The 12,799-nt window shown below is 63.3% G+C and carries 12 protein-coding genes and 2 tRNA genes; 7 read left to right on the forward strand and 7 right to left on the reverse strand.

Going from position 1 to position 12,799, the window contains the following annotated elements; translation table 11 throughout:
• Window positions 1-5 precede the first annotated feature (5 nt).
• From HPT29_RS14420 to argE, 4 genes are all read right to left on the reverse strand, one after another.
• Window positions 6-962 (reverse strand): ABC transporter permease, encoded by a 957-nt coding sequence (locus HPT29_RS14420; protein WP_173946500.1) that lies wholly within the window; start codon window positions 960-962, stop codon window positions 6-8.
• Between the two features lie 10 nt (window positions 963-972).
• Window positions 973-1,953: an ABC transporter permease gene (locus HPT29_RS14425; RefSeq protein WP_173946499.1), complete on the reverse strand. Its 981-nt coding sequence runs from the start codon at window positions 1,951-1,953 to the stop codon at window positions 973-975.
• A gap of 107 nt (window positions 1,954-2,060) precedes the next feature.
• Window positions 2,061-3,614, reverse strand: coding sequence for an ABC transporter substrate-binding protein (locus HPT29_RS14430; protein ID WP_173946521.1), 1,554 nt, complete (start codon window positions 3,612-3,614; stop codon window positions 2,061-2,063).
• Window positions 3,615-3,812: 198 nt separating this feature from the next.
• A complete protein-coding gene (argE, locus tag HPT29_RS14435) occupies window positions 3,813-4,967 on the reverse strand; it encodes an acetylornithine deacetylase (protein ID WP_173946498.1) in 1,155 nt (384 codons plus the stop codon).
• 184 nt (window positions 4,968-5,151) lie between these two features.
• Here argE and HPT29_RS14440 point away from each other — a divergent pair, with 184 nt between their 5' ends.
• The 7 genes from HPT29_RS14440 (at window position 5,152) to HPT29_RS14470 (ending at window position 9,665) form a co-directional block, all read left to right on the forward strand.
• The gene (locus tag HPT29_RS14440) at window positions 5,152-6,117 is read left to right on the forward strand and encodes a threonine ammonia-lyase (protein WP_173946497.1); all 966 of its coding nucleotides are present in this window, start codon (window positions 5,152-5,154) and stop codon (window positions 6,115-6,117) included.
• Window positions 6,118-6,151: 34 nt separating this feature from the next.
• Entirely contained in the window at window positions 6,152-6,808 is a 657-nt protein-coding gene (locus HPT29_RS14445) for a LysE family translocator (RefSeq protein ID WP_173946496.1), read from the forward strand.
• A 112-nt stretch (window positions 6,809-6,920) separates the two neighbouring features.
• The gene (locus HPT29_RS14450; RefSeq protein ID WP_173946495.1) at window positions 6,921-7,277 is read left to right on the forward strand and encodes a lysozyme inhibitor LprI family protein; all 357 of its coding nucleotides are present in this window, start codon (window positions 6,921-6,923) and stop codon (window positions 7,275-7,277) included.
• A 296-nt stretch (window positions 7,278-7,573) separates the two neighbouring features.
• Complete coding sequence (locus HPT29_RS14455; protein ID WP_173946494.1) at window positions 7,574-7,786, forward strand: hypothetical protein; 213 nt, start codon at window positions 7,574-7,576, stop codon at window positions 7,784-7,786.
• 143 nt (window positions 7,787-7,929) lie between these two features.
• A tRNA-Pro gene (locus tag HPT29_RS14460) sits at window positions 7,930-8,007 on the forward strand.
• A 208-nt stretch (window positions 8,008-8,215) separates the two neighbouring features.
• The gene (locus HPT29_RS14465) at window positions 8,216-8,833 is read left to right on the forward strand and encodes a DUF4142 domain-containing protein (RefSeq protein WP_173946493.1); all 618 of its coding nucleotides are present in this window, start codon (window positions 8,216-8,218) and stop codon (window positions 8,831-8,833) included.
• A gap of 256 nt (window positions 8,834-9,089) precedes the next feature.
• Window positions 9,090-9,665 (forward strand): DUF1003 domain-containing protein, encoded by a 576-nt coding sequence (locus HPT29_RS14470; RefSeq protein WP_259060715.1) that lies wholly within the window; start codon window positions 9,090-9,092, stop codon window positions 9,663-9,665.
• A gap of 38 nt (window positions 9,666-9,703) precedes the next feature.
• On the opposite strand, the gene HPT29_RS14475 is transcribed toward HPT29_RS14470, so the two are convergent.
• The 3 genes from HPT29_RS14475 to lon form a co-directional block, all read right to left on the reverse strand.
• Window positions 9,704-9,779 (reverse strand) — tRNA-Val (locus HPT29_RS14475).
• A gap of 83 nt (window positions 9,780-9,862) precedes the next feature.
• A complete protein-coding gene (locus tag HPT29_RS14480) occupies window positions 9,863-10,141 on the reverse strand; it encodes an HU family DNA-binding protein (RefSeq protein WP_173946491.1) in 279 nt (92 codons plus the stop codon).
• 195 nt (window positions 10,142-10,336) lie between these two features.
• On the reverse strand, window positions 10,337-12,763 hold the full coding sequence (gene lon / locus HPT29_RS14485; RefSeq protein WP_173946490.1) for an endopeptidase La: 2,427 nt from the start codon (window positions 12,761-12,763) through the stop codon (window positions 10,337-10,339).
• Window positions 12,764-12,799 lie beyond the last annotated feature (36 nt).

Genomic DNA, 12,799 nt, shown 5'->3' on the forward strand with positions numbered 1-12,799 from the left:
CTCTCTCATCGCAGCTTGGGATTGAGCGCATCGCGCAGCCAATCACCCAGAAGGTTGATGGCGAGGACGAGGAGCGCGAGTGAGATGCCGGGGAACGCAATGATCCACCACTCGCCGGAGAACAGGTAGTTGTTTCCGATGCGGATCAGTGTGCCGAGCGACGGCATGGTTTCCGGCATGCCGGTGCCGAGGAAGGACAGGGTGGCCTCCGTGATGATGGCGAGCGCCAGGTTGATGGTGGCGATGACGAGCACCGGGCCAAGCACGTTGGGCAGGACATGCCGGAACATGATGACCGGCGCAGGCAGACCGATGAGCCGGGCGGCGGCGATGTAGTCCTTGTTCTTCTCGACCATCACGGAGCCGCGCACCGTGCGGGCATATTGCACCCAGAAGCTCAAGCCGATGGAGAAGACCAGCACGGAGAGCGTCGTGATGCCGTCGAGCTGGCCTCCGAGGACCGACTTCACCACGCCGTCGACGAGGAGCGCGATCAGGATCGCCGGGAAGGTCAGCTGCACGTCGGCGATGCGCATAATGACCGCATCGGTCGTGCCGCCCACATAGCCGGCGATGAGGCCGAGAGCGATCCCGAGCGTGGCCGAGAAGGCAACCCCGAGAAAGCCGACCGCGAGCGAAATCCGCAGGCCGTAGAGGATGGCCGAGAAGATGTCGCGGCCCTGCTCGTCCGTGCCGAGCAGGAATGGCGCCTGCCCTTCCGCATCCCAGAGCGGCGGCAATCGGCTGTTCAGCAGGTCGAGCTGTGCCGGGTCGAAGGGATCCTGCGGTGCGACGAGCCCGGCAAGCAGGGCTGCCACAACAAAAAGGAGTGTGAGGCAAGCCGCGGCCATCGTCAGCTTCGAGCGCTTGAAGCTCGCCCAGACGTCACTGTCGAAGAAGCGGCCGGCCCAGGTTGTGGGCTGGGAGTGAGGCGCGGGCGCGGCCTGTATTGCGTCTGCCATGTCTGCCTCCTCAGGCCGGCTGCCGGATCGTCGTCCTCAGGCGAGGATCGACGATGGTGTAGAGGATGTCGACGGCGAGGTTGATCGCCACGAAGATGAGCGCCACCAGCATGAGATAGGCTGCCATGATCGGGATATCGACGTTCTGCACGGCCTGGACGAACAGGAGACCCATGCCCGGCCACTGGAACACGGTCTCGGTGATGATCGCGAAGGCGATCACCGAGCCGAACTGCAGCCCGACGATGGTGATGACCGGCACGAGCGTATTCTTGAGCGCATGCCCGAAATGGATGGCCCGGGTGGTGAGCCCCCTCGCCCTGGCGAACTTGATGTAGTCGGTGCGCAGCACCTCCAGCATCTCGGCCCGGACGATGCGCATGATCAGGGTCATCTGGAACAGACCGAGCGTAATGGAGGGCATGATGAGCGCCTTGAGGCCCGACACGGTGAGGAGGCCGGTCGTCCACCAGCCGAGACGCACGGTGTCGCCACGGCCATAGGACGGCAGCCAGCCGAGCGTGACGGAGAAAAGGTAAATCAGCAGAATGCCGATCAGGAAGGTCGGAAGCGAGATGCCGACGAGCGATACGGTCTGGAACACCTTGGCCAGGAAGCTGTCCCGCTTCAACCCCGAATAGACGCCCATGAGCACGCCGAAACCTGTGGCGAAGACGGTCGCACAGAATGCGAGTTCGAGCGTCGCCGGCATGCGCTCGGCCAGGAGATCCGATACGGGCTGGCGGAACTGATAGGACACGCCGAAATTGCCCTGCGCCGCGCTGGTCAGGTAACGCAGGAACTGCACGGGCACCGGATCGTCGAGTCCAAGGGAGCGGCGAACCTGCTCCCGCTCGGCGGCGGGCGTATCCAGGGAGACGATCTGGTTCACCGGATCGCCGGCAAAGCGGAACATCGCGAACGAAATGATCCCGACGGCCAGAAGAACGCCGATGGCCTGGAGGGCGCGCCGGATGATGAAAGCGAACATGCACAATCTCTTGATCGCTGCGTCCCGGATAAACCTTCTGCCCGAGACCCTCGAAAGAAATATCCCGGACGGCGATCGGCCGTCCGGGACAAGCGATCAGATGCCGACTATTCCTTCTTCTGCGCCCAGTAGAGCAGCACCTGGTTGTCAGCCCGCTGAGGCAGCGTCACCTTGTTCGAAACGCCCCAGGCGAGGGCCTGCTGGTGCAGCGGGATATAGCCATATTCGTCGAAGGTGATCTGGAATGCCTGCTTGATCAGCTGGTCGCGCTTCTCCTTGTTGCTCTCGACCAGGATCTTGTCGGTCAGCTCGTCATGCTGCTTGTTGCAGAAATTGCCGAGATTCGACTCGCCGCGCGATGACTGGGGGTCGTTCCTGCAGCCTTCGATGTCGAACAGGACGTTATGGCTGTCGAAGGTGCCAGGGGTCCAGCCGAGCAGGTAGAACGAGGTGTTGTAGTTGCCCGACTTCAGCACCTTGCCGAAGTACTGCGCCTTCGGTTGCGCCATCAGGTTCACCTTGACGCCGGCACGGGCCAGCATGCTGACCACAGCCTGGCAAATCGCCTCGTCGTTCACATAGCGGTCGTTCGGGCAGTCCATCCCGACCTCGAAGCCGTTCGGGTAACCGGCATCGGCGAGAAGCTTCTTGGCGCCTTCGAGGTCATACTTCGGACGAACGAAGTCGGCCGAGGACGTGAACAGCTGCGGGGCAATCATCAGCGCCGATGGGGTGGACATTCCGCGCATGACCCGGGACTTGATCGTCTCGATGTCGATGGCCTTGTAGAAGGCCTCGCGCACCCGCTTGTCCTTGAACGGGTTCTTGCCCTTCACGTTCGAGAACAGGAGCTCGTCGCGGGTCTGATCGAAACCCAGGAAGATCGTCCGAAGCTCCGGACCGGCCAGCACCTTGGCGTTGGCCGTGCCGTTGACGCGCTGGACGTCCTGCAGCGGAACCGGCTCGATCACGTCCACTTCGCCCGAGAGCAGCGCGGCGACGCGCGTGGCGTCGGATGCAATCGGCGTAAAGACGATCTCGTCGATGTTGTGCTCGACCTTGCCCCACCAATCCTTGTTGACCTTGAAGACGGTCTTCACGCCGGGCTGGTGGCTTTCGATCTTGAACGGCCCGGTGCCGTTGGCGTTCAGGGACGCGAAGCTCGGCGTCGTCGCGGCGGCCGGCGTGGGCGCAACGCTGTTGTTCGCCTCCGACCACTCCTTGTCCATGATGTACCAGGTATCCCACTGGGCATTCATGATCGGGTTCGGGGATTTGAGCTTCACGTCGACCGTGTACTCGTCAACCTTCACCCATTCCGAGCCGCTGGGAACCCGGGTCTGGAAGTTCGAGCCCTGCGCGCGGACCCGGTTGGCGGAGAAGATCACGTCGTCGGCATTGAAGGAATTGCCATTGTGAAACTTCACGTTCTTGCGCAGGAAGAGCCGCCAGGTCAGACCGTCCTCGCTGATCTCCCAGCGCTCCGCCAATGCCGGCTCGATCGCAAGGTCCTTGCCGCGCTTCGTCAGACCTTCATAGACGTGGCCGTGATGCGCGATGGTGGTGGTCTCGTTCAGGGTATACGGGTCGAGCGACTTCAGGTCGCCCTGGTTGGCATAGCGCAAAGTCACGGCCATGGCCGGAAAAGCTACGCCGGCCATGAAGGTCGCCGCGGCCGCGACGAGAAACTTCGAACGGATCCTCATTGTCTGTCCTTCTCCTCTGTAGGCCCGCGTCTTTGCGCGGTGTTCTACTTGTCGGAAGCTCGACATTTCTGGTCGCACCTTCCGCTAGGGAATGAACTTAGGCAGGAAAGTGGCTGGTGGTCTAGCCCCGACTTGGACCGTCCTGCTCAGCATTTAGGCACAGAGATCCCCGATCAGGCGGCGCAGGATCGCCTCCCCGGCCTGGAGTTCACTGACCTCGATATACTCGTCCGGCTGGTGGGCCTGGGCGATGTCGCCGGGGCCGCAGACCACTGTCGACCAGCCGACCCGCTGGAACAGCCCCGCCTCCGTGCCGTAGGACACGACATGTGTGCCGTTGTCGCCGGTCAGCCGGCGCATCAGACGCTCCGCCGCACCATCGGCCTCCGGCCGGAGGCCCGGCACCTCGGCGACGAGTTCGACAGCCACTCCCGTCTCCGGGGCGACGGCCTTCATGCGAGGCTCGATCCGGTCGCGGATATAGGCCTCGTAGCGGGCCAGATAATCCATCGGGCTCTCCGTCGGGATCGCCCGGATGTCGCTGAAGAACCAGGCCGAGGACGACACCACATTGGCGGCGTTGCCGCCGACCATCATGCCGCAATGCAGCGTGGTGTAGGGCGGCTCGAACGGATTGTCCGGATCGACCCTCCGGCGGTTCTCCTCCATCACGTCCTCGTGCCATGCGATCAGGCGAGCGGCGTTCATGACCGCGCTGACACCCTGGTCGATGCGGCTCGAATGCACGGCATAACCCGTGACGTGGGTTCGCAGCTGCACGGACGCCTTATGTCCCGTTACCACCGCATGGCGCGTCGGCTCGCCGACAATCACTGCGGACGGCGCCGGGATGGACCCTGCCATCGCGTGCACCATCGAGGGCGCACCGCGGCAGGCAATCTCCTCGTCGTAGGACAACGCGATGTGGATGGGGCGCTTGAGAGGCGCGTGCACCATGTCGGGCACGAGCGCCAAAACGAGCGCATCGAAGCCTTTCATGTCGGTTGCGCCACGACCGTAAAGACGACCGTTCTTCTCCGTGAGCGTCCAGGGATCCGTGGACCAGTTCTGGCCCTCGACCGGCACGACATCCGTATGGCCCGACAGGACGATCCCGCCTTCCACCCGGGGGCCGATTGTGGCGTAGAGGTTGGCCTTGTCACCCTCCGGGCTCATGACGAGATGACTCTCGACCCCGTGGCTGTTCAGCCAGTCCCGGCAGAAGTGAATGATGTCGAGATTGCTGCTGGTGGAAACGCTCGGAAAGGCAATCAGACGCGCGAGCATCTCGCGGGGTGACATAGGCATCGTATAGGGCTCCGTGGGTTGAACGTGAGCATCCGATCCGAGCGAGCCAACGGTCAAGCCGGTTTTTATTAGCGGGAATTTCGATTGATGCCCGTTGACGAAGCGAAGACGTCGCTCGCATGATCGCGGCGCGCATGATGCCCTCACGGGCTGTCCCATCCCCCATGCCGCCGACGGACACCTCATGATCACCTTTGACGTGACGCTCTCCGACATCGAAGCTGCCCGCGATCGCATCGCCGGACGCGTCAGGCGCACTCCTGCCTACGAGAGTGCCGACATATCGGCCCGGCTCAGGCGGCGCAGCGCGGTGAAGATGGAAGCGCTGCAGCTTGCCGGCTCGTTCAAGGTCCGAGGTGTCTTCAACAAGGTGCTCACCCTGAGCGAGGACGAGCGCCGGCGCGGTCTCGTGACCGTGTCCGGCGGCAACCACGCCATTGCAGTGGCGAGAGTCGCCGGAACGCTCGGGCTCGACGCGCTCGTCCTGATGCCCAAGACGGCGGCCCGTTTCAACATCGATCTTACCATCAAGTTCGGCGCCCGCGTGGAGCTCTGCGAGGATGCCGCCGAAGCCTTCGCCAAGGCGGAGGACTACCAGCGCCAGGGCCGTCTCTTCGTCCATCCCTACGACGATCCCGCCATCATCGCGGGCCACGGCACCCTGGGCCTCGAGTTTCTCGACGACATACCCGATCTCACCCATGTGTTCGTGTCGATCGGTGGCGGTGGCTTCATGTCCGGCGTGGCAGCCGCCCTGAAAGCCAAGCGGCCGTCGCTGACCGTCTACGGCGTCGAGCCGACTGGCGCACCGACCATGACCGAGGCCCTCAAGGCCGATCAGCCGGTGACGATCCGCCCGACCTCAATCTCCCGGACCCTCGCCGCACCCTTCGCCACCCACCGGACCATGGCGGCCGCCAGGCTCTTTCTGCAGGAGATCCTGCTTGTCGAGGATCCACCGGTCATCGCCGATGTGAGCTGGCTGCTCCAGACGGAGAAGCTGCTCTGCGAGCCTGCCGCGGCCTGCGTCCTGACCGCCGCCGAGACGGTCGTTCCGTCCCTGCCGGGCGACAGCGTCGTCGGGCTCGTGCTCTGCGGCTCCAACTTGTCCCTGGACGATCTGGATGCGTGGCGCCGGCAGTCCCTGTAGGATGGCCTCGCGAGGGCCCTGAAGAGACCAGGACATGCCGGATCTGTCGACCTTTCTCACGTTCTATGCCGCTGTGCTGGCCCTGCAGCTGGCACCGGGCCCCGACATGGTTCTTCTCCTGAGCCGTGGAGTCGGACAGGGTCGGCGCATTGCCGTTCTGACCGCCATCGGCATGACCCTGCTCGCCGGTCTCGTTCAGCTGCCGCTCCTGGCTCTGGGCGTCACCTCCCTGATCCAGGCCTCGCCCCTCGCCTTCGAGCTTCTTCGATGGGCCGGCGCGGCCTACCTCGTGTGGCTCGGCGCCAAGCTTCTGATCGCCTCGTTCGGACCGCACCGCCTTGTCCGCACGGCTCCGAAGCCCGTGTCGGATCTCACAGCCCTGCGCCAAGGCATGATCAACAATCTGACCAACCCGAAGGCCATGGTGTTCATGCTGGCCTTCCTCCCCCAATTCGTCGACCCCGGCAGGGATTGGCCGGTCACGGCGCAGCTGCTGTTCCTGGGCGGCGTGCAGAAAGTCTCAGGGTTCTTTGTCCTGGGAGCGGTCGCGGTCGGAACAGGAACGATCGGCGAGTGGCTGTCGCGACGGCCGGGCCTGATCGCCTGGCAGGAGCGATGCGCCGGTCTCGTCATGATCGGTCTCGGTCTGCGCCTTGCCCTGTCGGGAGATGCTTCAGCCATCCGCCGGTGAGCAGTCCCTTTAACCTTCCATTAGCCAAAGCCGAAAAGTCCGGCCTCTCCATGGAGCCTCGTGCGGCGGGAACCGTTCCTCCCGAAGATTGAGTTCTTCGAGGATAGGTTCCATGCAAGCCAGAGCGTTCAGCGTCGTCCTAATCGCCGGCCTCTGGATGGCCGCCGCTTCGCAGGCGGCCCAAGCCGCCAGCTTCGATTGCGCCAAGGCTCGAACGCCCGACGAGAAGGCGATCTGCGCCGACAGGGGGCTGAACGATCAGGATGTCGAGATGGCCGTGCTCTACACGCAGCTCAAGCCGCTTCTTGGTATGGGTGCGCGCGGTGATATGGAAGACGCGCAGGCGGCCTGGCTCAAGCGGCGGGAAGCCTGTGGCGAGGACCGGTCCTGCCTGAGCAAAGCGTACGAAGACCGGGTGCTGCAGCTGAGAAACGGCTTCGAGGCGCTCGCGAAGCGAGGTCCCTTCTGAAGCCACCGATAAAAAACCCCGCGCAAGGGCGGGGGTGTGCAGAGACACGGAGTGAAGCAGCCGCGGTGAAGGCGGCCGCCGAGAGCGCCGTGGCACTGGGGGCACCGTGGGACGCTCTCACGGGAATGTGTATCCCGGCTCGCGATGGCCACCTACTCTTCTTCGCGCGGATGGTTAACCTTTTGCCTCCTTCGCAATCGGGGTTCGCGGCAGACGTGTTTTCGCGCACACCTCTTTCATCGTGAAAATGCCACCTTGGCCGTGCTTCCCTTACGACACCCGAACGGAGTCGAACCATGCGCGCCATCCTCGCACTCCTTTGCCTGTTCTCGGGCCTGCCGGACGATGCGTCTGCGGACGGGTTCGACGCGGCCCAGGAAAAGACCGAGAAATACCGGGCGCTCCTGTCCGAGCTCGCGTCGTCCGGGGCGCCGGACGGCGAAAGCGTCACGGACCTGCCCGACGGTTTGCGGCAGGCTGTCGAAGCCTGGACCCGTCCCGGGTGTTAATCTGATGCGGCCGTCGGCTCCCGCTTGGTGGAGCTCCGAAGCGCGGCCGGACGCTCGGCGAAATCGACTTTCCACGCCGCGCTCCATTTCAGGGGTTGCGCGAGCCGGCGTTAAAAGTTAGAGGAACCAAGCCTTTCGGCAGTCGGAGCGTAGCGCAGCCCGGTTAGCGCACTAGTCTGGGGGACTAGGGGTCGGAGGTTCAAATCCTCTCGCTCCGACCATTACTTTCTCGAACCTTCAAGCTTGATCGAGCCGGCCTCGCGGCCGGCTTTCTGCTGTCTGGACCAAGGCGGGTTCTTCTTCCCTCGTTCGTTAAGGCGCAGCTGAAACAAAGCAGCATCGCTCGCGTTCGGCCTCTAACGGCGGCCCAGAGTCGAGCGCTTCTCCAGCGTGTCGCGGCCGAGCCGGGACCTTCAGCAGGAGTTAAAGATGGATCGTCGTACCCTTCTCGGCGGCCTTGCCGCCGCGCTCGTTGTCGCCCCAGCCCTGGCCCAGACCAGCGGCTCCTCGTCGTCGATGCCTTCAGGCTCTTCCGGATCCATGCCCATGAACCAGTCGGGCGGCCAGATGAGCCAAGCCGACATGCAGCACATGCAGCAGACCATGCAGCTCGGCATGGTGGCTCTGGAATCGAGCCGAGTCGCCATGAACAAGGTCCGCAATGAAGATCTCAAGCGCTTTGCCAATTTCGAGATCCAGGAGCAGACCACGCTCTCGGAGGTGCTTCGCTCGATGATGGAACCGGCCGCGACCGCAGCGACGGGATCGGCAGGCGGCCAATCCACCACGGCCATGCCTCCCATGCAGATGGATGCATCGGCCGGGGACATGATGCAGAAGATGCAGAACCAGCAGGCGGGGGCCGAGTTCGACAAGATGTACCTGCAGGCTCAGCTTCAAGGCCATCGCGACCTGCTTCAGGTTCAGGAGCGCTACCTCCAATCGAACCCTCAGAATCGCGAGCATATGAACGTCGCCAAGCTGGCCCGCGGACAGATTCGCGAGCACATCGCCCTGCTCGAAGACATGCAGAAGGCGATGCGATAGACGTCGCCGTTCGCCGGGGGAACCTGCAAGAAAAAGCCCGCTCCAGCATTGGCCGGAGCGGGTTCAAGTCTCAGGAGCCTTCCTTGGAGGGATGCATTCAAACTTCAACTAAGTCCAAATGTTGCACCGGCTGGGGTGCGGCGTTCCAACCCACCCGCACCGCTCCGTGATCATGGGCCCGCGGAAGCCTGAACTTCTTCCGACCGGTGGCCGTTCTTATCGAGCCGCGGGAGCGAAGGATGGCGAAGTGACGGATATCAGGCCTGACTACAGGACAGCCCCACCACATCGGGACAGCCCAAGCGCTCCCCCCACGGAGCCGAACGTCCTGGCCTCTGTTCTCGAACGCAACATCGACGCCCTGCGCGATAAGCGCCATGAGGAGGAACGGAAGGCTGGGCTGCAGGAGCGTATCGCGGAAACGATCACCCGCTTTACCGGCAGCATGGCGTTCGTCTATGTGCACCTGATCCTGGTGGCGGGTTGGGTTGCGGCCAATCTCGGCCTGATCCCGGGCGTTCCCGCCTTCGATCCGACATTCGTGATCCTCGCGACTTTCGCATCCGTCGAGGCGATCTTCCTCTCCACCTTCGTGCTCATCAGCCAGAATCGTGCCGCCGCCGAGGCGGACCGGCGCTCGCAACTCGACCTCCAGACAAATCTGCTCTCCGAGCACGAGATCACGCGGCTGCTGACGCTGACCCGGGCGATCGCCGAACACCTCGGCATCAGCGAAGCTCGGGACCCGACCCTTCGCGAACTGGAACGGCACGTTGCGCCCGAGAAGGTTCTCGACAGGCTCACGGAAGAAGAGGATGGACGCTCGCCCTGAAAGCGCGGGCCAAGGAAGGATATCCGCTGGACGGGAGATGGTGGGCGGTGAGGGACTCGAACCCCCGACCTGCGGTGTGTAAAACCGAAGCTCTACCAACTGAGCTAACCGCCCGACCGGCCTGACATAAAAAGAGAAGGCCGACAACGCAAGCATTGTCGGCCTTCTTTCGCAAGCGAACACCGCTCAAAAAGCGATTACTTCGCGTTGACGGCATCCTTCAGGCCCGCGCCTGCGCGGAACTTCGGGGTCTTGGAAGCGGCAACCTTGACCTTCTCGCCGGTGCGCGGGTTGCGCGCCTCGCCTGCAGCGCGGTTTGTCACGACGAACGTGCCGAACCCGACGATCTTGACCTCATCGCCCTGCTTCAGGGCGCCGGTGATCGCCTCGATGGCGGCGTCGATCGCGTCACCAGCCTGGCCGCGCGAAAGGCCTACCTTGTCGGCGACGGCCGCAACGAGCTCGCCTTTATTCATAGTCATATCCTCCAGTGATCACGGCGGTCGCAAAAGAAATGGTCCACCGTTTCAGGGACACTCGTTTGGCGCAAAGCTTGTCCGTAAGCAAGCCCCGAAGTGGCTGAAAACAGCCGATTTTTTGCAGTCTTCCGCAAAAAAGAAGCCTCCGGACCGAGGTCCGGAGGCTTCTGTCGTTACGTAAATCGCCGAAAGTCAGTGGGCAATCACCCCGGCCGAGTCGTCTTCGACACCCGGCTTGTGGGCCTTGAGTTCAGCCGCCTCATCCCATTCGATCCGCTCCGGCACGCGCACGAGAGCATGCTGGAGGACCTGATCCATCATGGAGACCGGCACGATTTCCAGACCGTTCTTCACGCTGGCCGGAATGTCAGCCAGATCCTTGGCATTCTCCTCGGGGATCAGCACCTTCTTGATGCCGCCGCGCAGAGCCGCCAGGAGCTTCTCCTTGAGGCCGCCGATGGGCAGTACCCTGCCCCGCAGCGTGACTTCGCCGGTCATGGCGATGTCGCGGCGCACCGGAATTCCGGTGATCACCGACACAATGGCGGTTGCCATCGCGATACCGGCCGAGGGTCCATCCTTGGGCGTCGCGCCTTCCGGCACGTGCACGTGGATGTCCCGGCGGTCGAACAGGGGCGGCTCGACGCCGAAATCGAGGGCGCGGGAGCGGACATAGGACGCCGCAGCCGAGATCGATTCCTTCATGACGTCGCGGAGGTTGCCCGTGACGGTCATCTTGCCCTTGCCCGGCATCATGATGCCTTCGATGGTGAGCAGCTCGCCGCCAACCTCCGTCCAGGCCAGACCCGTGACAGCACCGACCATGTCCTCCGTCTCGGCCTCGCCGTAGCGGTAGCGCGGCGGTCCGAGGAACTCGGGCAGGTTGTCGACCGTGACCTCGACCGCCTTGACCTTGGAGATCAGGATCTCCTTCACGGCCTTGCGGACTAGGTTGGCGATCTCACGCTCGAGGTTACGCACGCCTGCCTCGCGGGTGTAGCGGCGGATCAGCATGAGGAGAGCCTCATCGCCGATCTTCCACTCCTTCTCCGCCAGACCGTGTTTCTGCATGGCCGAGGGGATCAGGTGGGTGCGGGCGATCTCGGCCTTCTCCTCCTCGGTGTAACCCGCGATGCGGATCACTTCCATGCGGTCGAGGAGCGGAGCCGGGATGTTGAGCGTGTTGGCCGTCGTCACGAACATCACGTTGGAAAGGTCGTAATCGACTTCCAGGTAATGGTCGTTGAAGGTCGAGTTCTGCTCAGGGTCGAGGACCTCGAGCAGGGCCGCCGACGGATCGCCGCGGAAGTCCATGCCCATCTTGTCGATCTCGTCGAGCAGGATGAGCGGATTGGACGTCTTGGCCTTGCGCATCGACTGGATGATCTTGCCGGGCATCGAGCCGATATAGGTCCGCCGGTGACCGCGGATCTCCGACTCGTCGCGAACGCCGCCGAGCGACATGCGCACGAACTCGCGGCCCGTAGCCTTGGCGATCGACTTGCCGAGCGAGGTCTTACCCACGCCGGGAGGACCGACGAGGCAGAGGATCGGGCCGGTGAGCTTGTTGGCGCGCTGCTGCACGGCCAGGTACTCGACGATGCGCTCCTTGACCTTATCGAGGCCGTAGTGATCCGCATCGAGCAGATCCTGGGCGGCCTTGAGGTCCTTCTTCATTTTCGAGCGGCGGTTCCACGGAATCCCGAGCAGCCAGTCGAGATAATTGCGCACGACGGTGGCTTCCGCCGACATGGGCGACATCTGGCGCAGCTTCTTCAGCTCGCCCATCGCCTTCTCGCGGGCTTCCTTCGTGAACTTGGTCTTCTCGATCTTCTCCTCGAGCTCGGCCAACTCGTCGCGACCTTCGTCGTCGCCAAGCTCCTTCTGGATCGCCTTCATCTGCTCGTTGAGGTAGTACTCGCGTTGCGTCTTCTCCATCTGACGCTTCACGCGGGTCCGGATCCTCTTCTCGACCTGGAGAACGGAGATCTCGCTCTCCATCATGCCGAGCACCTTCTCCAGGCGCTGGGCCACGGTGGCGGTCTCGAGAATTGCCTGCTTGTCGGCGATCTTGATGGCCAGGTGAGACGCAATGGTGTCGGCGAGCTTGGCGGGCTCATCGATCTGGGTCACGGCGGTCACGACCTCAGGCGACACCTTCTTGTTGAGCTTCACATAGTTCTCGAACTCGGATACGACCGACCGGGCGAGCGCCTCGGCCTCGACCTGGTCGCCGAGGGAGTCCGGAAGCGCCTCGGCTTCGGCCTCGTAGAATTCATCCGTGCGGGTATAGGCCTTGACCTGGGCCCGGCTCGCGCCTTCGACCAGCACCTTCACGGTGCCGTCGGGCAGCTTCAGCAGTTGCAGGACGTTGGCTAGGGTTCCGACCTTGTAGATCGCGTCCGTTGACGGATCGTCATCCGTCGCATCGATCTGGGTGGCCAGAAGAATGTGACGGTCCCCCTTGACCACTTCCTCAAGCGCGCGGATCGACTTTTCACGGCCGACGAAGAGCGGCACGATCATGTGTGGAAAGACAACAATGTCGCGCAGAGGCAGAACCGCATAGGTTCCGGTCGAGCCTGGAACGACAGGCTGACGTGGCTTCGATTGTGTCATGAGACGGTATCCTTTTCACTGCGTCCGGGAATCCCC

It is taken from the genome of Microvirga terrae (assembly GCF_013307435.2).
Lineage (GTDB): Bacteria > Pseudomonadota > Alphaproteobacteria > Rhizobiales > Beijerinckiaceae > Microvirga > Microvirga terrae.